Source organism: Salegentibacter sp. Hel_I_6, from assembly GCF_000745315.1.
GTDB lineage: Bacteria > Bacteroidota > Bacteroidia > Flavobacteriales > Flavobacteriaceae > Salegentibacter.
Genome location: NZ_JQNQ01000001.1, coordinates 3800196 through 3818904 on the forward strand (window position 1 = coordinate 3800196; position 18709 = coordinate 3818904).

The 18709-nt window shown below is 34.9% G+C and carries 16 protein-coding genes and 1 tRNA gene; 7 read left to right on the top strand and 10 right to left on the bottom strand.

Annotation, left to right across the window (positions count from 1 at the left end):
* Positions 1-53 precede the first annotated feature (53 nt).
* The 5 genes from scpA to FG27_RS16775 all read right to left on the bottom strand — a co-directional run bounded on the left by scpA (position 54) and on the right by FG27_RS16775 (position 5911).
* Positions 54-2186, bottom strand: a complete 2133-nt coding sequence (scpA, locus tag FG27_RS16755) for a methylmalonyl-CoA mutase (protein WP_037321154.1) — start codon at positions 2184-2186, stop codon at positions 54-56.
* A 14-nt stretch (positions 2187-2200) separates the two neighbouring features.
* Positions 2201-3583, bottom strand: a complete 1383-nt coding sequence (locus FG27_RS16760) for a methylmalonyl-CoA mutase subunit beta (RefSeq protein ID WP_037321157.1) — start codon at positions 3581-3583, stop codon at positions 2201-2203.
* Positions 3584-3603: 20 nt separating this feature from the next.
* Positions 3604-3921 (bottom strand): septum formation initiator family protein, encoded by a 318-nt coding sequence (locus FG27_RS16765; protein ID WP_037321161.1) that lies wholly within the window; start codon positions 3919-3921, stop codon positions 3604-3606.
* Between the two features lie 89 nt (positions 3922-4010).
* Complete coding sequence (gene udk, locus FG27_RS16770; RefSeq protein WP_037321163.1) at positions 4011-4619, bottom strand: uridine kinase; 609 nt, start codon at positions 4617-4619, stop codon at positions 4011-4013.
* A gap of 92 nt (positions 4620-4711) precedes the next feature.
* The gene (locus tag FG27_RS16775; RefSeq protein ID WP_037322424.1) at positions 4712-5911 is read right to left on the bottom strand and encodes a PQQ-dependent sugar dehydrogenase; all 1200 of its coding nucleotides are present in this window, start codon (positions 5909-5911) and stop codon (positions 4712-4714) included.
* Positions 5912-6171: 260 nt separating this feature from the next.
* Here FG27_RS16775 and FG27_RS16780 point away from each other — a divergent pair.
* A tRNA-Pro gene (locus FG27_RS16780) sits at positions 6172-6246 on the top strand.
* Between the two features lie 249 nt (positions 6247-6495).
* Positions 6496-7695 carry a site-specific integrase gene (locus FG27_RS16785; protein ID WP_037321165.1) on the top strand — a complete coding sequence of 400 codons (1200 nt, stop codon included), beginning with the start codon at positions 6496-6498 and terminating at the stop codon, positions 7693-7695.
* Between the two features lie 13 nt (positions 7696-7708).
* Here the strand turns inward: FG27_RS16785 and FG27_RS16790 are convergent, their stop codons facing one another.
* The 3 genes from FG27_RS16790 to FG27_RS16800 form a co-directional block, all read right to left on the bottom strand.
* On the bottom strand, positions 7709-8713 hold the full coding sequence (locus FG27_RS16790; protein WP_051935911.1) for a reverse transcriptase family protein: 1005 nt from the start codon (positions 8711-8713) through the stop codon (positions 7709-7711).
* A 90-nt stretch (positions 8714-8803) separates the two neighbouring features.
* On the bottom strand, positions 8804-9529 hold the full coding sequence (locus FG27_RS16795; RefSeq protein ID WP_037321167.1) for a hypothetical protein: 726 nt from the start codon (positions 9527-9529) through the stop codon (positions 8804-8806).
* A 915-nt stretch (positions 9530-10444) separates the two neighbouring features.
* Positions 10445-10990 carry a DUF6252 family protein gene (locus FG27_RS16800; protein WP_037321170.1) on the bottom strand — a complete coding sequence of 182 codons (546 nt, stop codon included), beginning with the start codon at positions 10988-10990 and terminating at the stop codon, positions 10445-10447.
* Positions 10991-11274: 284 nt separating this feature from the next.
* On the opposite strand from FG27_RS16800, the gene FG27_RS16805 reads away from it, so the two are divergent.
* From FG27_RS16805 to FG27_RS19445, 5 genes are all read left to right on the top strand, one after another.
* Positions 11275-12702 (top strand): RNA-binding domain-containing protein, encoded by a 1428-nt coding sequence (locus FG27_RS16805; RefSeq protein WP_037321173.1) that lies wholly within the window; start codon positions 11275-11277, stop codon positions 12700-12702.
* Positions 12703-12738: 36 nt separating this feature from the next.
* Positions 12739-13131: a hypothetical protein gene (locus tag FG27_RS19435; RefSeq protein WP_231563345.1), complete on the top strand. Its 393-nt coding sequence runs from the start codon at positions 12739-12741 to the stop codon at positions 13129-13131.
* Between the two features lie 57 nt (positions 13132-13188).
* On the top strand, positions 13189-14022 hold the full coding sequence (locus FG27_RS19440) for a DEAD/DEAH box helicase family protein (RefSeq protein ID WP_255351546.1): 834 nt from the start codon (positions 13189-13191) through the stop codon (positions 14020-14022).
* Between the two features lie 41 nt (positions 14023-14063).
* On the top strand, positions 14064-14258 hold the full coding sequence (locus tag FG27_RS19540) for a DEAD/DEAH box helicase (protein ID WP_255351547.1): 195 nt from the start codon (positions 14064-14066) through the stop codon (positions 14256-14258).
* A gap of 74 nt (positions 14259-14332) precedes the next feature.
* On the top strand, positions 14333-15712 hold the full coding sequence (locus tag FG27_RS19445) for a DEAD/DEAH box helicase (RefSeq protein ID WP_231563346.1): 1380 nt from the start codon (positions 14333-14335) through the stop codon (positions 15710-15712).
* Between the two features lie 395 nt (positions 15713-16107).
* On the opposite strand, the gene FG27_RS16815 is transcribed toward FG27_RS19445, so the two are convergent.
* The gene (locus FG27_RS16815; RefSeq protein WP_037321174.1) at positions 16108-16773 is read right to left on the bottom strand and encodes a response regulator transcription factor; all 666 of its coding nucleotides are present in this window, start codon (positions 16771-16773) and stop codon (positions 16108-16110) included.
* Between the two features lie 8 nt (positions 16774-16781).
* The gene (locus FG27_RS16820) at positions 16782-18662 is read right to left on the bottom strand and encodes a tetratricopeptide repeat protein (RefSeq protein WP_197051695.1); all 1881 of its coding nucleotides are present in this window, start codon (positions 18660-18662) and stop codon (positions 16782-16784) included.
* Positions 18663-18709: the final 47 nt, after the last annotated feature.

Consider the following 18709-nt stretch of genomic DNA (forward strand, 5'->3'; position numbering starts at 1 on the left):
CCCTGTTTCCACAGCCTGTAGGTAGTCTACTGCAGACTACCACTGCTCACTTATTATTCCTCTATTAAAATTTCTAAAAGCTGAATAGCGGCATCACTTATTTTAGTTCCCGGTCCAAAAACCGCCACAGCGCCGGCATCGAATAAATACTGATAATCTTGAGACGGAATTACCCCGCCTACTATTACCATAATATCTTCACGTCCCAGGTTCTTTAATTCTTTTAAAACTTGTGGGACCAGAGTTTTGTGTCCTGCCGCTAAAGAGGAAACTCCAAGGATATGTACATCGTTTTCCACAGCCTGTTTTGCTGCTTCTTTTGGGGTTTGAAAAAGCGGACCAATATCTACATCAAAACCAAGATCGGCATAACCGGTGGCAACTACTTTTGCACCGCGATCGTGGCCATCCTGGCCCATTTTTGCAATCATAATACGCGGTCTTCTTCCGTCCTGTTCTGCAAATTTATCGGCCAGTTCCCTGGCTTTTTTAAAAGAAGTATTGTCTTTCATTTCTTTAGAATATACGCCGCTAAAGGTTTGTACTTTAGCTTTATGACGGCCATAAACTTCTTCCAGCGCATCGCTAATTTCACCTAAAGTTGCGCGATGTTTTGCCGCCTCAACAGCTAAACTAAGCAAATTCCCGTTTTCTTTTTTGGCGCAATCGGTGAGAGCTTTTAAGGCTTTTCCAACTTTTTCGGTATTTCTTTCGGCTTTTATTTTCTCCAGGCGTTCTACCTGTTGTTTTCTTACAGTCTGGTTATCTACCTCTAAAGTAACCAGCTCGTCTTCCTTTTCGAGTCGGTATTTGTTAGTGCCTACAATAATATCGGTTTCACTATCTATCCTGGCCTGTTTTTTAGCTGCGGCTTCTTCAATGCGCATCTTGGGAATTCCTTCTTCAATGGCTTTGGTCATTCCACCTAATTCTTCAACTTCTTCTATAAGTTTCCAGGCTTTTTCAGCAATTTCATTGGTAAGTTTTTCAACATAGTAACTTCCTGCCCACGGGTCCACCGTTTTGGTTATTTTAGTTTCCTGTTGAAGGTGTAACTGCGTGTTTCTCGCTATTCTTGCTGAAAAATCTGTAGGAAGTGCAATAGCTTCGTCTAAAGCGTTTGTATGTAAACTTTGCGTTCCACCAAAGGCTGCCGCTGCAGCTTCTATGCAAGTTCGCGCTACGTTATTAAAAGGATCCTGTTCGGTTAAACTCCATCCACTGGTTTGCGAATGTGTTCTAAGCGAAAGTGATTTTGCATTTTTCGGGTTGAATTGCTTTACGAGTTTTGCCCAAAGCATTCTGGCGGCTCGCATTTTAGCGATTTCCATAAAATGGTTCATCCCAATTCCCCAGAAAAATGAAAGACGGGGCGCAAAACTATCTATATCCATCCCGGCGTCTAAACCTTTTCTGATATATTCCAGTCCGTCGGCCAGGGTGTAAGCAAGCTCGATATCGCAGGTAGCACCGGCTTCCTGCATATGATACCCCGAAATACTTATGCTATTGAATTTCGGCATATTTTGCGAAGAATATTCAAAAATATCTGAAATGATCTTCATAGAAGGAGTAGGAGGGTAGATGTAGGTATTTCGCACCATAAACTCCTTTAAAATGTCATTTTGAATGGTTCCTGAAAGTTGTTCCGGTTTAACGCCCTGTTCTTCGGCAGCGACGATATAAAAAGCTAGAATTGGCAAAACCGCACCATTCATGGTCATAGAAACCGACATTTTATCTAGCGGAATTTGATCAAAAAGGATCTTCATATCTTCAACCGAATCTATAGCCACACCGGCTTTTCCAACATCTCCAACCACACGCTCGTGATCACTGTCGTAACCTCGGTGGGTAGGAAGATCAAAGGCTACTGAAAGTCCTTTTTGGCCGGCAGCAAGGTTTCTTCGGTAAAAAGCATTGCTTTCTTCGGCAGTAGAAAATCCGGCATACTGGCGGATTGTCCACGGGCGACTAACATACATCGTGCTGTAAGGTCCGCGCAGATATGGTGAAATTCCGGCAGCGAAATTTAAATGTTTTAGATCCTTAATATCTTCTTTTGAATAAGAAGGCTGCAGGTTTATTTCTTCAGGGGTTTTATAGGTGTTGTTTTCACCTTCCTTTTGTCGTTTTCCAAGTGCTGGTGCTATAAGTTTTATATGTTGAAGATCCTTTCTTTGCATTGCTCTTTTTTTAATTATTCGGCCTTTTCCTGCTTTATTCTTTCCTGCTCCATTTGTTCACTTAAGCGTCTTTCCAGGATAGGTTCTATTAGAGTTTTACGCGGGTTTTGCTTTAAAAATGGATACAATTCCAGTTCATCTTTCATTTTATCCTGCGGGTTTTCGAATTTATTAGTACCTATTAATACCAAATCTCCACTATCGAATTGTTCCTGTTCTTTTTTGGCGCTTTCCTTTATTTTTCGCTGAATAGCTCCATCTTTTAATTGCTTTAAAAAACCGCCGCCTTTTTCAATTTCTTTAAAAATATCTAGCGCCATTTCGGCAAATTGTTTGGTAAGGCTTTCAATATAATAAGCACCTTCGGCAGCATTGGCAACCTTGTCAAGATAAGCTTCGTGTTTCATCACCAATAACTGGTTGCGGGCAATCCTGTCTCCAAATTCATTGTTTTTATGATAGATAGCATCATAAGGCATATTGTAAACTGTATCGGTACCGCCTAAAACCGCGCTCATACTTTCGGTGGTGGTTCTAAGAAGGTTTACATTAAAATCGTAAAGAGTTTTATTTCTTTTGGTGGGTTGCGCCAGGATATGGCAGGTTTCCGGAATGTTATATTCTGAAGCTAAAGTAGCGTAAAGCCATCTTAAGGCTTTAATTTTAGCAATTTCAAAGAAATAGTTTGGCCCTGAAGCGATTAAAAATTGGGGTTGAAATTTCTCGAAATTTGGGTTTTCCTGAAAATGGTTAAGATATTCGTTAATGTGCGCCAGGGCACAAGCCAATTGCTGCGGAATATTTGCACCGGCATTTTGATATAAAGTGGTATCTACACTGATTACCGATTTGAAATCCTTGGAATTATTGAAAATACTGTCCAGGATTTCGTGGTCTTTTTGAAGATTATGGAACCAGTTTCCGGAACGGGCAAGGTTTCCTACAATATCAAATTGAAGAAAAATCTGATATTCTTTTCCTTTAAAAAATTCCCGCAAACGTTTGAAATAATCTTTAGCAAAAAAGCTGAAACTAAAGTAAATTATGGTTTTATCCAGTGCTATTCCCTCAAGTAAATTTTCAATAGAAATTTCTTCATTTGGAATGATAAACCAGAGGCTTTCGGTTCCTTTTTTGAGGATCTCATTTGCGCGTTTATTGCTTTTTTCAGCAGAAACCACGTATAATCTTTCGCAAATGTTCCAATTTTTAGGAGAAGGAGTTTTTAGGCTGTGCTGAATATCTTCAGCATTATAAAATGGTTTTATATTAATTCCGTCAAGGGATTTATAAACGAGTTTCTCGTTATAATCGGCTCCCTTTAGATCAAATTGTATTTTTTGTTTCCATTCTTTTGCAGAAACTTCTTCAAATTCCTGAAATAATGATTCTTTCATTGTGTGGTTTTTCTGAAAAATTAATCCTGAATTGTGTCGTATTCTATTATGAATATTTCTTCATCAGGACGTTTCATATAATATTGCTGACGGGCAAATTTTTCCATTTCAACTGAATCCTGAAGTTGCTCTATGGTAGTCCTGTCTTTGGAAATCTCATTTTCGTAATATTGCCTGTTTTCTTCCAGTTCATCTATTTCCTGATTGAGTTCGTTATGAACTAACCAGGAATTGCTATCTAGAAATAGCATCCAGCCTCCAAAAATAAGTATTAGCAGCACATATTTGTTGCTGATAATTTTAAACCACTTTTTGTTTCTTAATTCTTTTAATTTCACACCTTCAAACTTCAGTAACTAATTAAGACTGTTTTGGTTAAGCCGTAAGCTTTAATTTTTTAGCGGCAATTTGGTTTAAAGATACAAAATTACGTCAAGCGGTCTTTGATTATGGTTTGCACAATATCAACAGCTACGGTATTGTATCGGTTCGTGGGAATAATTAGATCGGCAAATTCTTTGGTAGGTTCTATAAATTGCTGGTGCATGGGTTTGAGCGTAGTTTGGTAGCGCCAGAGAACTTCGTCTAAATCACGGCCACGTTCAGAAATATCTCTTTTAAGTCGGCGAATTAAACGTTCATCACTATCGGCATGAACATAAATCTTGATATCGAACATTTCCCGAATATCAGGATGGGCAAAAATTAGAATACCTTCTACAATCACCACTTTCCTGGGCTGGGTTTCAATGGTTTGTTTCGTGCGGTTATGATCTGTAAAAGAATAGACAGGTTGTTGAATTGTATTCCCGGATTTAAGTTCTTTCAAATGCGAAACCAGCAGGTCAAAATCTATAGATTTTGGATGGTCAAAATTGGTTTTAACCCGTTCTTCTTTAGATAAGTGGCTTAGGTCTTTATAGTAGGAATCCTGGGAAATTACATCTACCTCTTCATTTTTTAATTCGTCTATAATTTGTCTTACTACCGTAGTCTTTCCACTTCCGGTTCCACCTGTAATTCCTATAATGAGCATCTAAAAAAATTTGGGGCAAATTTAAACATTTGCCCCAAATTAGAAATAAATATAAGATTTAATTGTTAAGACCTGAAGTTAGGCCGTATAGGTTATTCTGCTTCTTCAAGTGGCAATAGTTTTACTATTCCCGTTCCTTCTACAGCTGCATAAATAAAACCATCTGGGCCTTGTTGTACATCTCTCAGTCTACCAAGACCTTCCAGTAATTTTTCTCGTTTCGTCACCCTGCCATTTTCTATAGCTAAATGTTCTAAATATTGAAATTTAAGCGCCCCAACTAAAAGATTTCCTTTTAATTCAGGATATTTATCAGAAGTTACTTTTTCGAATCCGCTAGGTGCAATAGAAGGTAACCAATAAGTTAAAGGATTTGTGAATTCAGGTCCTGTTCTTTCTTCGGTGATTGTTGTACCGTCATAGTTTTCACCATAGGTTACTACTGGCCATCCATAATTTTTCCCGGCTTTAATAATATTTATTTCATCACCACCTTTAGGTCCATGTTCATTTACCCAAACTTCCCCGGTTTCTTCGTTGAAGATCATTCCCTGCGGATTTCTATGTCCATAAGAGTAGATCGCTTCTTTAGCATTTTCTTCGCCCACAAAAGGGTTGTCTGACGGAATACTTCCATCTAAGTTAAGCCTATAAATCTTACCACCGTCTCTGGTGATATCTTGAGGATTAACATCTCTATTTCCACGGTCTCCAACACTAAAGAATAAATGCCCTTCGCCATCAAAAACAATTCTTGATCCAAAATGTTGCCCTCTTGTAGAGTTAGGAGTGGCTTTATATAAATCTTCGCGACTGGTTAGTTGATTGTTTTCAAGTTTTGCACGCATTAAGGCAGTATTGCCACCTTCGCCATCACCTTCATCTGATGAATAGGTGATATAAACCCAATTATTATTCTCGAAATCTGGGTGCACGGCGATATCTAAAAGGCCACCCTGTCCCTGATCATAAATTTTAGGACCGCCGGTAATCGCTACACGTTTACCATCTTTAAAATGATAAATATCGCCACCTTTTTCGGTTGCAAGGATGCTACCATCGGGAAGAAAATCAAACCCCCATGGAATTGACATGTTTTCAGCGATAACTTCGTACTCATACTCATTTTCTGGTGAAACAGCCTCTGGTTGCTCTTTAGGAACTGGATTATTAGAGTCCTGGTTATTTGTTTCTGCTGGTTCTTCCACCTCGGCTTTATCCTCAGATTTTTGATTATCTCCGCAGGCCGAGAATGTGAAAATTAAGCCTAATAATAATAAAATTCGTTTCATAATAATTTTTTTTGTGATTAGCTCATCCTGCAGTATTAGCAAGATTCAACTAATATATAAAAAATCTAAAGTTTTTCTTGTAGACTCATAACTTTTCTTATATTTGCACCCGCTTTGAGGGATATTGATGAAGACAAAGCATCTTGAAATATTGAATTTTAACTGGTAACGTAAGTTATCAAGCTATTGGGTATAGCCCCGACTAAAAGTTGGGATAAACACTGCCCACTTATCGCGCCGAGCGCGATTAAAAAATTACTCGGGGTGTAGCGTAGCCCGGTTATCGCGCCTGCTTTGGGAGCAGGAGGCCGCAGGTTCGAATCCTGCCACCCCGACTTTTACAAGTTATATTTTAACATAAAAAAAGGGTAATTGTATGAATTTCATATAGTTACCCTTTCTCTTTGTGCTCAAAAATTAACAAATAGTGTTAAATTTTATGTGAGTTCATCGTGAGTTCACTGTAAATTTGTGAGCTTATCGTGAGCTATTTTTTTGTACTTTTAGCTTACCGGTACTTCATAATTTCGTATTGGTAGTTTGACTTTCGCCTTAATTAATTGTTTCATTTAAACAACAAAGCTATGCGTACCAGTCAAACCTTTTCCATTTCTTTTATTATCCGAAAGAAGAAAAAACAACCAGACTTAGCCATTCTCTATGCCCGAATCACCGTAAATGGTAAATCACTTGAAATTAGTTTAAAACGAACTATTCCGCTTGACAAGTGGAATCAAGCTGCTAATAAACTTACTGATAGCAGTTCTGAAAGCCGGCTAATCAATAAAAAAATTGATGAAACCAAGGCGCAGCTCTATAAAATCCAGGACAGTCTTTTAAAAGAAGGACTTCTGATCACGGCACAGACGGTCAAAGCTAGATTTCTGTGGAGTGATCAGCAACATTATACGCTTATCTATCTGATCAACTTTCATAAGGAGAAAATGGGTAATGTTTTAAAGTATGGGACTATGAAAAACTATACTACTACGGAAAACTACCTCAAAGATTTTTTAAAAGCTCAGTATCATACTTCGGATATTTATTTAAAACAGGTTGATTACCAGTTTACTTTAGGGTTTGAAAGTTTTTTAAGGGGCTTGCCAAGCCTTCAAAATAATGGAGTTATGAAACATATGGAACGTTTTAAAAAACTGATGCGCCTGGCCGAAGATTTAGATTGGATTGAAAAGAACCCAGCCAAAAAGTTTAAACTCCGATTTGACCAAGTGGATATGGTCTACCTATCCAAAGCCGAATTACAGAAGATCAAGGAAAAGGAGTTCAAAAGATCTACTCACAATATCAACCGAGATATTTTTGTGTTCTGTTGTTATACAGGTTTGCCTTATGGCAATGTCAAGGAACTAAAGAAAAAGCATATTCAGATAGGTGTTGATGGGAATAAATGGATCTACACCCGAAGGATCAAAACGAATACGATGCTCAGAATTCCCTTATTAGAAGAAGCCGAGCGTATTCTTGAAAAGTACCAGGATCATCCAAAAGTAAATTCCAGTGATATTTTACTTCCTGTCTATTCCAACCAGAAAACCAACCAGTACTTACGCGAAATCACCAAAGCGGTAAAGATAAATAAAGAACTTAGTTTCCACGCCGCTAGGCATACATTCGCAACAACGGTAACCTTAGCCAATGGCGTTCCCATAGAAACGGTATCTAAGCTTTTAGGACATACAAAATTATCTACTACTCAAATTTATGCTCGGGTAATTGATTCTAAAATTTCAAGTGATATGGATAAGTTAAGAGGGAAATTATAAAAAATATTGGCTGCTATGGATTATCTTTTTTTGAAAGCTTTGAATAACATTTTTTACTAAAATCTGGCTCTATAGAATTAATGTAATTTAACCAACCTTCAATATTTAATTTCTCGAGATAAATTTTTGAATCTACATGCTTTTGAATTTCTTCATTTTGATCATACAACTGTTTTTCAATATTCAACTTATGCAAAACATGACCTCGATATCCGAATAAACTTATAAAATGGATTTTTTGTCTTATACTCCTTTTTATTTTTTTAGGTATTCTTGGGTACATTTCGTCAAAAACGGTTAAACCGGTAACAAACTGACTTCGCCCCCTAATCATAAATTTAGTTTTTTTAGAATTAACCTTAAATCCATAAGAATTTAAAATATCTTCAATATCCTTTTCAAAATTAATTCTTCCAGAAGTAGAAAAATATAAATCATCTGCATACCTTGTGTATGATACATTTTCATCTCCTAATCGGGATAATTTTAAATCTATTTCATGAAATACTATATTCGCAATAACTGGACTTGTATGAAAGCCTTGAACTAATTGATTCTTATGGGTTACAATTTTTGAGATTTTATCACTACAGTATTCGTTGTAGCCTATGCTTAAAATTGCTGATTTAACTTTTTCTATATCTATATTTTCAAAGTATTTATCAATATCTACGCAGTATACAACCCTTTTTGCTAAATGTTCCTGAGCATTTGTTTTAGTATTTCTTCCGGGCACAAAGCCATGAACATATTCAGTAGGCTTATAAAGTTCTTTGATTTTTCCTGAAAGAATTTTCAATGTATTTACGAGTATATCTGAGACTGGACTGTAAACATACCTATAACCATTACTTCGTTTTTTTATCTTTATTTCATTAATCAAACATCCTTTTTTAAAGTCTTTCTTAGAAGTAATTTCAGTTATGTAATCATTATCAACAATAAACTGAAGACTTTCCTTTTCAATCTTTAAATGATTTGCTAAAAGCTGGATATTTACTATTTCCTCTAATTTCATAGTTAAAAAGTGACTGTTAGGGTAAGAATATAGAGTTATTTCTTCAGCGAATACGACATCGTATTCCAATTTATCCCTGAACAGCCACCATTATTTTAAATTTTCTAAAGTTATAGAATTACTGCTATTTCCCAGACGGCTTAGATATTTGAAATCATCTCCAATAACCTCAATAAATCCTATTTTTTCTTTTAATAAATTGAATTTAAAAACCTCTTGCTCTGTACTTTTCTTTTTACAAATAATATTCTTGTATATATTAAATATCAAATAATTGAAATAATCTACAATAGCTAAATTTATATTTTGTTTATTAACAATTTTAAAAGAGAGATCATAGTTTTCAAATGGAGAAAATATGCTATTTAATATTTCTTGTAAAGACCCATTTTGAATAATTTTCTCTTCAAATATAAAATGATTGGATTCATCTCTATTTTTCCTTAACCTTGGTAGAACTAACTTTTTCAACATTATTTCAATAATTTTAGCTTCACCTTGATCCTTAATGTTGGAAAAATATTTAGACTCCTTATTGAGTATTACAAAATAAGCACGAAAATTTAACAAAGGTAGTTTTTCATAAATTCTAGTTCTTACATCAAAATGATCATCAACTGCATGAAAATTTCTATTTAAAAGATCTTGTCTTACGTTTTCAAAATAGGCTTGATTTATCAAAAATTCTTTTAATGATACAAAGAAGGATTCGATATCATCTGGTGAATCGGTTTTAATGCAACCATAAAGAAATAACTTATCTTTATTTAATATAACTCCACTTTCATCAATATAATACAAATTTCTTTTTTTCACCTAATTAATATTATTGGATATTTCTAATATAGGATATTTTTAGATATATGTAATCCATTGAAGTTTTTATTGAAAATTTTACAGATTCATTTGAGAGATGAAATCGAAGAAATGAATAGCAAGAGGGTAACACGCGATGCGATGTTACATACTCCTAATACATTGTAATTCAATAATTTATGAATTTTAATCCTATCATTTTTCACGGAATTTGCGACAAATGCTCTCGCACCCCCTGTAAATAGATGGTTTTTTGCGACAAATTTCACGGAAAACTGAAATTCAAACCCACTCACCACTTTTTCTTCCAATCCGCAAAAGCTCCGTTTCAGAAAAAGAGGTTCATTACAATTTGTCTTGGACACGAGCCAAAAAGCTTTGAAGATGAATTGGTAAACAAGATGATTCTAAAAGCTTTTTAACTCAAGTCCGCTTGACAGTAACTTAAATTCACCTATCGGGATTTCATAATTCTTTAAAATGCTTCTTACCACACCTTACCTTTTGCTGCTAAGGAACAAGCTTTAAAATTATCCGGAGCGCATAAACCGCTTTGCTATTTATAGCTCCTCAATAATTTCAAAACTTGAAAATGAAGGAACATCAAAAGGTAATGCGATGGCACTGAAAGAAGTAAAATTAAATTAGCGGAATATCTAATTCATCCTTCTCTACAGTTGTTTTTCTTTTCGCCGTTAAAAGGAAAATGCTCAAGATAAAAAAAGTAAATTGTGGGCTATGTAATCTTAAATCTACTAAACCTATTTCTGATCATTTAATATTGTTGCCCTAAATATATCACAGAATGAATCATGAGAAAAATTAGCAGGAAAAGTAGTAAATCCTTATTTGTTTTTTTCCTATTATACTTTATTTATTAGTTCTACTTAAGTTCTTCATGCAAATTCGCATTCATTAGATCCGTAAATCAAACCTACCCTCAGTTACTTTTACAATATTCCCAAATTCATTTTCAGCATTAAACCAAAATTCCCCTGAAATTACTCTTGCTTCTAAGTCAAAAAATAAAATTTTTAATTCTCCAACTTGTGCAGAGTTAGTCGAATATTCCTCTCCAGGTTTTAGCGCTGAAGTCGCTTCACCTGATAAATAAGTAGCAAAGCTTTCATTACTGTTTTCATCCTTTAAATTGAATGTTTGATCTTGCAAGTTGTTAATGTCAATATCGGTAACATATAATGCGACGGAAGTAAAACGATTTGGTCCTCCATCTCTACTAAAAAAGCTTATTATAAGAATGTTTATTTGTTCATCTGGTAAGTAGTCCAATTTGGATGTAGTATTTCCGTAAATTCCGCCACCACTGGGCTTGAGTATCTTTCCATCTACTAAACAAGAAATTCCTCCACTACCGTCATTATTAATTCCAGTTAAATTATTGTCACCCTTACTACAAGAAATAAATAATATCGCTACTATTAGTATTAATAATTTTTTCATTTTAAATTAAAATTACGCAGAGGTAAAATTGATGGCTAAATATACTTCATTTATAAGATGCGCTTTATCGCAATTGGTTGCGTCAAACTAAGTGCAAATTTATACTATGCTATTTTCGACTTAAACATCTCTTTTTTCATTGCGACCACCGGGAGTAATCAAGATTGTGCCCACAGACACACATCTTGCATTACTTTTCGAATTATAGCATTTTTTATAATTAATAGTCTTGGCAATATTTTCAATGAGGCTTTTTTATATTTACAAAATAAACTAACGGAATAATGACCACAGAGAGAATACGGGAAATTTTAAAAGAAGGAGAAGGCCTTGAAATTGAATTTAAAACTTCGACATTCGAATTAAATAAAGACGTCTTTGAATCTATTTGTGCATTTCTTAACCGGAAAGGCGGTCATTTATTGTTGGGAGTTAAAGATGATGGCACTGCTCAGGGAATAATAGAAGATTGCCTGGAAGATATAAATAATAATATTGTTACCCTTGCTAACAATCCCCAAAAGCTTAACCCGCCATTCTATTTATCAACGCAGATTGTAGATTATGAAGATAAAAAGATAATTTATGTTTTTGTTCCCGAGAGCTCCCAAGTCCATAGTACCAATGGGAAAATATTTGATCGAAATGAAGATGGTGATTTCGATATTACCCGTCAAACTGAACAGGTGACCCAACTCTATCTTCGAAAGCAAAGTATTTATTCCGAAAACAAAATTTATTCTCATTTAGGTATAAATGATTTTAAACAGGATCTTTTCAGTCGGGTTCGTACCCTTGCCAAAAACCAAAGAGCCGATCACCCCTGGCAGGATATGGACAATGAAGAATTAATGCGGTCATCCGGATTATATAAACGTGATCATCAGACCGGAAAAAATGGTTACACCTTAGCTGCAGTATTATTATTTGGTAAAGATGAAGTGATACAAAGTGTATTACCACACCATAAAACAGATGCAATCCTAAGGATTGAAAATACTGATCGTTATGATGATCGAGATGATATTCGAACCAACCTGATTGAAAGTTATGATAGGCTTATGAATTTTATTAGAAAGCATTTGCCTGACAAGTTTTATCAGGAGGGCGAACAGCGAATCAGTTTGAGAGATCATATTTTTAGGGAAATCATTGGAAACCTGTTAATCCACAGGGAGTATGGGAATGCCTTTCCGGCGAAACTGGTCATTGAAAAGGAACGGGTGATTACTGAAAACTGGAACCGGCCACATGATAGTGGCATTATAGACCCTGCAAATTTTTCACCTTATCCTAAAAACCCTGTAATTGCAAAATTTTTTAAAGAAATAGGCAGGGTTGATGAATTAGGCTCTGGGGTACGCAATACTTTTAAGTATTGTGGTATTTATACACCAGGAACCAATCCTCAATTTATAGAAAACGACGTATTTAAGACTATTATACCATTAAAACCCGAGCAGAATAATATTGTTAATACTTCCAATGATTGGGAGGAAGTTCGGAATAAGTTCGGAGAAAAGTTGGGAGAAAGTTCGGAAAAGATTTTATCGTTGATTTACAGTGATCGGTATATCTCGGCCTCGGCAATGGCCGAAATAATAAATATCTCAGAAAGAGCTGTAGAAAAACAAATTGCAAAATTAAAAGAGAAAGGAATCCTCAAAAGAATTGGGCCTAATAAAGGCGGCTACTGGAAGATAATTTTTTAAACGCTTCTTGTTTAAGATAAAGAGAAAGGCTGGTCAATGGAAGTAGATTTAATAAGTTCTTTATTTAAAGGCCGAACAGATGTATTTGCAATTCATTGGCAAAAGGGAAAGAAAAGTGGATATATGCCGGCTTATAGCTACGACCCTTATATGTATCGATTGCATAAAATGAAAGGGGGCTCGTTTAAAAATTATAAAGACAAAACCCACCAACCATTAACCGGTTACCAAATTGAAAAACACCTTAACGGTAAACAATTAATAGGAATTTACCCTTTATTGAAAGATAATACTTCTTGGTTTATCGCTGCTGATTTTGATAAGCATAATTGGATTGAAGAATGTCGGAAATTAATTGAAATTTGTTCTGATAATAATTTGCCAGCGTACTTGGAAAGATCACGTTCTGGTAACGGCGGACACGTTTAGATATTTTTCGATGAATCTTATCCGGCATTTAAAAGCAGAAGAATTTTAATCAGCTTAATGGAGAAGGCTGGTTTGTTTTCCATTTTTGAGAAAAACTCCAGTTTTGATCGGTTATTTCCAAACCAAGATTATCACTCTGGCAAGGGACTGGGCAATCTTATTGCCCTACCATTCTATAAGCCGGCAATAGAGAAAGGAAATAGCTGCTTTGTTGATCCAAATTCTGAGGAGTTAACACCGTATCCTGATCACGAGAAATTCTTAAGTACAGTTGAAAAAAATTCCATTGAAGATCTTGATCAATTATATAATTTGCTAGCAATTGAAACAAAGAATAATCCAGGTATAAAAAATAGTTCAGCAACACTCCGAATAAGTCTGAAAAATACTTTGCGTTTAAATAAGTCTGGAATTAATTCAAATTTGCTCCATTTTTTAAAAGAAGAATTGAATTTTGCCAATTCTGAATTCTTTATAAAGAAAAAATCTGGCAAAAATACCTGGGGAACACAGCCCTATTTCACTTGTATTGAAGATACGGAAAAAGAGATTATTCTACCACGAGGTTTTATTGGAAGGCTAATTCGTTACTGTAATAGCAAAAAATTTTGTTATGATTTCCACGATAGAAGACAAAAACAAGCATCCGTAGCATTCTCTTTTGATATAGAACTTCGCTCACACCAGCATTTGGCAATTGAAGCGGCTTCAAAGAAAGATTTCGGAATTATTTCTGCTCCACCGGGTTCTGGAAAGACCGTAATGGGCTTGAAGATTATTGCAGAAAAAAGACAGCCAGCACTTATAGTTGTGCATAGGAAACAGTTAATGGAACAGTGGCTTGAACGAATTATATCCTTAGAATTCCTAAAAATGAAATCGGAAAAATAGGTCAGGGAAAGGCTAAAGCGGGAAAGAAAATTACCGTTGCTATGATCCAAAGTCTGGGGAAACACCTTGAGAAGCAGGAATCAAATGAATTCAGCCGATCTTTTGGTACAATAATCATTGATGAATGTCATCATATACCGGCCAAATCATACAGAAATACAATATCAAAATTTTCCTCGTATTATCAATATGGTTTAACTGCTACCCCCTTTCGAAAAGGTAATGATGAAAAGTAATCTTTGCATATTTAGGAAATAATATTGCAGAAATAAAATCTACTGATATAGATGAATACAAGCGTCCAAGGATTGTGATTAGAAATACTTCCCTGGATATTCCTTTTAATTCCAAGACCGATACATTTGAAACCTTATCAAAAATCCTGATTCATGATTCTTCCCGAAATAAACTCATTCTAAATGATGTAGAGACTGAACTAAAATTGGGAAAAAAGGCTGTTATTATTACCGAGCGAAAAGAACATATTGAAACCTTGAACCAATACCTCAAACAATCTTATGAATCTATAACTTTAAGTGGGGATGATTCTGAGGCAAAGCGTACAACCAAATGGAAACTACTGAATGAAGGGAATTACCAGGTTTTAATTACTACTGGTCAGTTTTTTGGCGAGGGCAGTGATCTTCAGAATGCTTCCTGTCTTTTCCTGATCTACCCTTTTTCCTTCAAGGGTAAGCTAATTCAATATATTGGACGCGTACAACGTTCAGAGCTTACACCAGTCATTTATGACTACCGCGATTATAAAATCGATTATCTGAACCGTCTATTTCTTAAAAGGAATAAACATTACAGACATTTTGATAAACAGGCGACTTTGTTTGATGACGAAAGATATACAATAGTTTCTTCTCAACTTTTAACGATTGACAAGAAAGTTAAAATAGCAATAACTGATCTTGATTTCCGGTATGGAGCCGTTGCCTTTAATTATCAACCTTCTGAGCTTAATAAACCCCTTGAATTTGAAATTGAAAATGATGATTTACGGCCAGAATTTGATGTTTTAAAACCTTATTTCTCCAAAACATTAAAATCAAAGTATGTTGAAGTTGAAATTTATGCAGAATACGAAAACAAGGTCTTAATGGCTCAATCGGCTTATTCAAGAGATATAGATAACATTAACCAGGAGCTTATAGAAAGTGTAAGATTCAGATTTACAAAAAAAAATATTTCAGGCAGGAATTATTCAGATAAAGCAAATGGTGGTCTATTAGATCTTGAAGATTTACAGGATAGGAATAATACAGCTCTTTACAATTCCGAAGAAGATTTAATAAATGAATTATTAAAGAATAAAGATGTAAAGCATTTTCGACAAATACGCTACTTGGCTTTAAAACACGAAAGTAATATTATGAAACTTCGGTTTGTTTTACAGCCCTTTTCGTTTGTTTTCCTGATCCTAGGAAAGGAAGCATATCATCTTATCCTGGAAACTTTAGATACTGAAGAAGCAACTTATATATGGCACTTTGAAAGATTAGAGGAACTACAGAGTGATATCAATCTGGTTGATAAAAACTTAAATCTAATTCGAAATAAAGGCCGGCAAATTTTTTTAGAATCTCCTCCTGAAAATTTTAGCAGAATTGTACACGATTACTCCAACAAGCGTAAGGGTTTTATAATTTGGAAAAGCACGCTGGAAGAAAGGCTTTTTTAAGAATCCATTATTTTTGTATCTTTATAGCACCAAAGACGATCAAATATTATTAGTCTTATTGTTCTTTCTATTTTAGTGAATGATTCGGTGAATATATCCAGAATTTAGAATACAAAGTCGCGGTTTTAAAGGTCTTGTGAAGCCTAAAAAACTTCCTGCCACCCCGACTTTTTGAGTATCAAAATAGCTCAAAAACTACCTAAATAAATGATTTTCAGTGTTTTTATAAATACTGGGGATCATTTTTTTTTGTTTGATATCAAATAAAATGTGACCTATTCGGCTACCTATTTCTTCTTAGCTTTTAATTATTCCAGGTTTTTATTATAAGTTGACCTCTACAAGTATTTCGAATTGGTTTTCTCTAAATGAAAGGCTGTAAAAAAAATAAGTTCTTAAATAAGATTTAGATCTTTCACAAGGCTAATTAAATGCGTGGTATTTCTTGCCTGTAAACCTTCTTTCAATTCTTTTAATCTCTTTTCTATGGCACTTTTGCTATTTGGAAAGATATTTTTGGATTTAAAGTGATCTTTAATTTCATCCTGGGTATATCCCTTAGATACACATTGAAGCAGATTGATTTCAAAATCATTTAAAACAAAAAGGTTGTCCTGTTTTCTTTTGGCTTCTAATACGGGAGAAATGTATGAGTTCCCTTCGCTTATGGCAATAATTGCGTTTTCAAGATCCCTCATTCCGTAGCGGTCTTTACAAACGTAAGCTTCAATATTGCTCGATTTCCATAGCGTATTTATGGTTTGTGGATGATCTTCTATTGTATTTACAAGAATTTTTAAGTTAGGGTCCAGTTCTTTTAAAATTGCTATAAGTTCCTGGCCAGAACCTATTTTTTGGTTTTGGTGATCTTGTTTAAAAGAAAGGTCGCAGATCAATAAATCGTAAGCTTGCTCATCTAAAATTGCTTTTTTTGCTAAAATATAAGCTTTGTCGCAATATTGGGCGTGGTCTACATTTTCTATTTGCAGCTTTTTGAGAACACTGGCGACTGCGAAGTTTACACTATCCAGATCTTCGGCTACTAAAACCTTCTTAAACATTATCCTAATTATTCGGGTATTTGGATTTTAGCTTTAAATCCTTCTCCCTGTTTTGTTTCAAAAGTAATTAATCCCTTTACAGATAAAATACGGTTTTCCACATTTTGAAGTCCGTTACCTACTTTAATTTCTTCAAGGCTAGCTCCTTTGCCGGTATCAGAATAACTGATTTTTAATTTTTTATCCTCGTGGAAAAAGTTAAGTGCGACAAACTTTGCTTCACTGTGTTTTTTCATATTTACCATTAGTTCCTGCAAAACACGATAGATCACGATCTTTTTTTCTTCAGAAAATTTCTCCCAATTCACCGATTTTTCTCCTTTTAGAATTAATCTCGAATTTCCGCTGATATGACTTAAATTTATAATCAGCATTTCTCCGAAATCTTCATCAGTAGCAATTTCACTATTTTCTCGTGAAATATCTCTGGTTTGTGTATAGATTCTTTCTAATTTATCCAGGTCGTCTTTGCTGGCTATCATTTCAAGTCGGCTCATAATATTATAGATATCATTAGCCAGTTCATCATGTATTTTCTTAGAGATTCTGGATTCGGTTTTGTGAACTTCCTGTATTTTTTCTTTCCTATGTTTTTGTCTAAAATAGTAAAGCATAAAACTTCCGCCTAGAATTCCTAATAAAGCCAGGGCAGAAATAATAATACTTCGCTCTCTTAGGTTCTGAGTTTCCAGGGTTTGTTTTGCGGTGAGGGCTTCCAGACCTAAGATTTCTTTTTGTTTTTGTTCCTCGTCAAACCTAATTTTCGCGAAAGTATTTTTAGCGACTAGGTTAGCCTGGTTAACGCTATCATTCAGTTTAATATAATGCTTAACTTCAGTATTGCTTTGGGAAGCAGGTGCAAGTTCAATATATTTTTCAAGAGCTTCTAATTCAGCTTGTACCGAGCTATTTTTGGTGAGCTTCAACCATCTTTTTGCATATTTTATAGCCTCATTTTTATTGCTGTTTCTATAGAATTCTACTAAATGCGTGTAGCTGGCGTCCAGACCAGATTTATCATTAATTTCCCGACGTATATTTAAAGCTTTTAGAAAATCGGATTCTACTTTTGCAGTAGAATCCTGAAGCCATTTCGTATAAGCAAGATTATCTAAATACCTCGCTTCACTTTCCTTATCTAAAATTTGTTTCTGAGTTAGCAAATCCTGAAAAGAATTAATTGCTTTAGCATAGTTACCCTGGTCCCGTGTAATTAATGCAATATTGTTTAAATAAGTAAGGTTATCCTTCTTTTTTACGGCAAATTTCAGTGCTTCATTGTATTCTCTTAGTGCATCTTCTAAAAAGCCCTGATTTCTGTAAACCATAGCTACCAGGTTATGCGCACTACTTATATAGGCGGAATCTTCTTTTTCATCTAGTAGTCTTAAGGCCTCTATGGCATTTTCCTGGGCACCGTGATAATCTGAAATTCTGGATTGCGAATTCGCCATTTCCAGGGTTCTGCGTCCCGCTTTAGAGCTGTCACCAACCGCCAGGTAAAGTTGTCTTGATTTGTAACTGTTTCTAAAAACTTCCTCCTGATCTCCCAGGTAAAATTGGATTTTTCCTTTGCGATAATATCCCATGGCAATCCAGGAAGTGTCCTCATTCAATCTTCCCGAATTAATTAGCTTTTCAGCAAAAAGACTGGAACTGTCGTATTCTTTTAACCGAGTGTGGTAGTAGATTTTGTAATCATAAAGGAGGGGGAGAAGTGTGTCCTGCTGATTGGCAAACGAAATGGATTTATTTATTGTTTCAATTATCTGCCGGGATTCAGAAATTTCCTTAGATTTTTCAAAATAAAAGGTTACAGAATCATTTCTAATTTCAGTATTATCCTCTTCCTGAAAATTTTTATTACAGGAGATTAACGAAAAAAACAAGATAAATACTGGCCAATTGATAGACCGGGAAGTGTTCATAAAGAGGT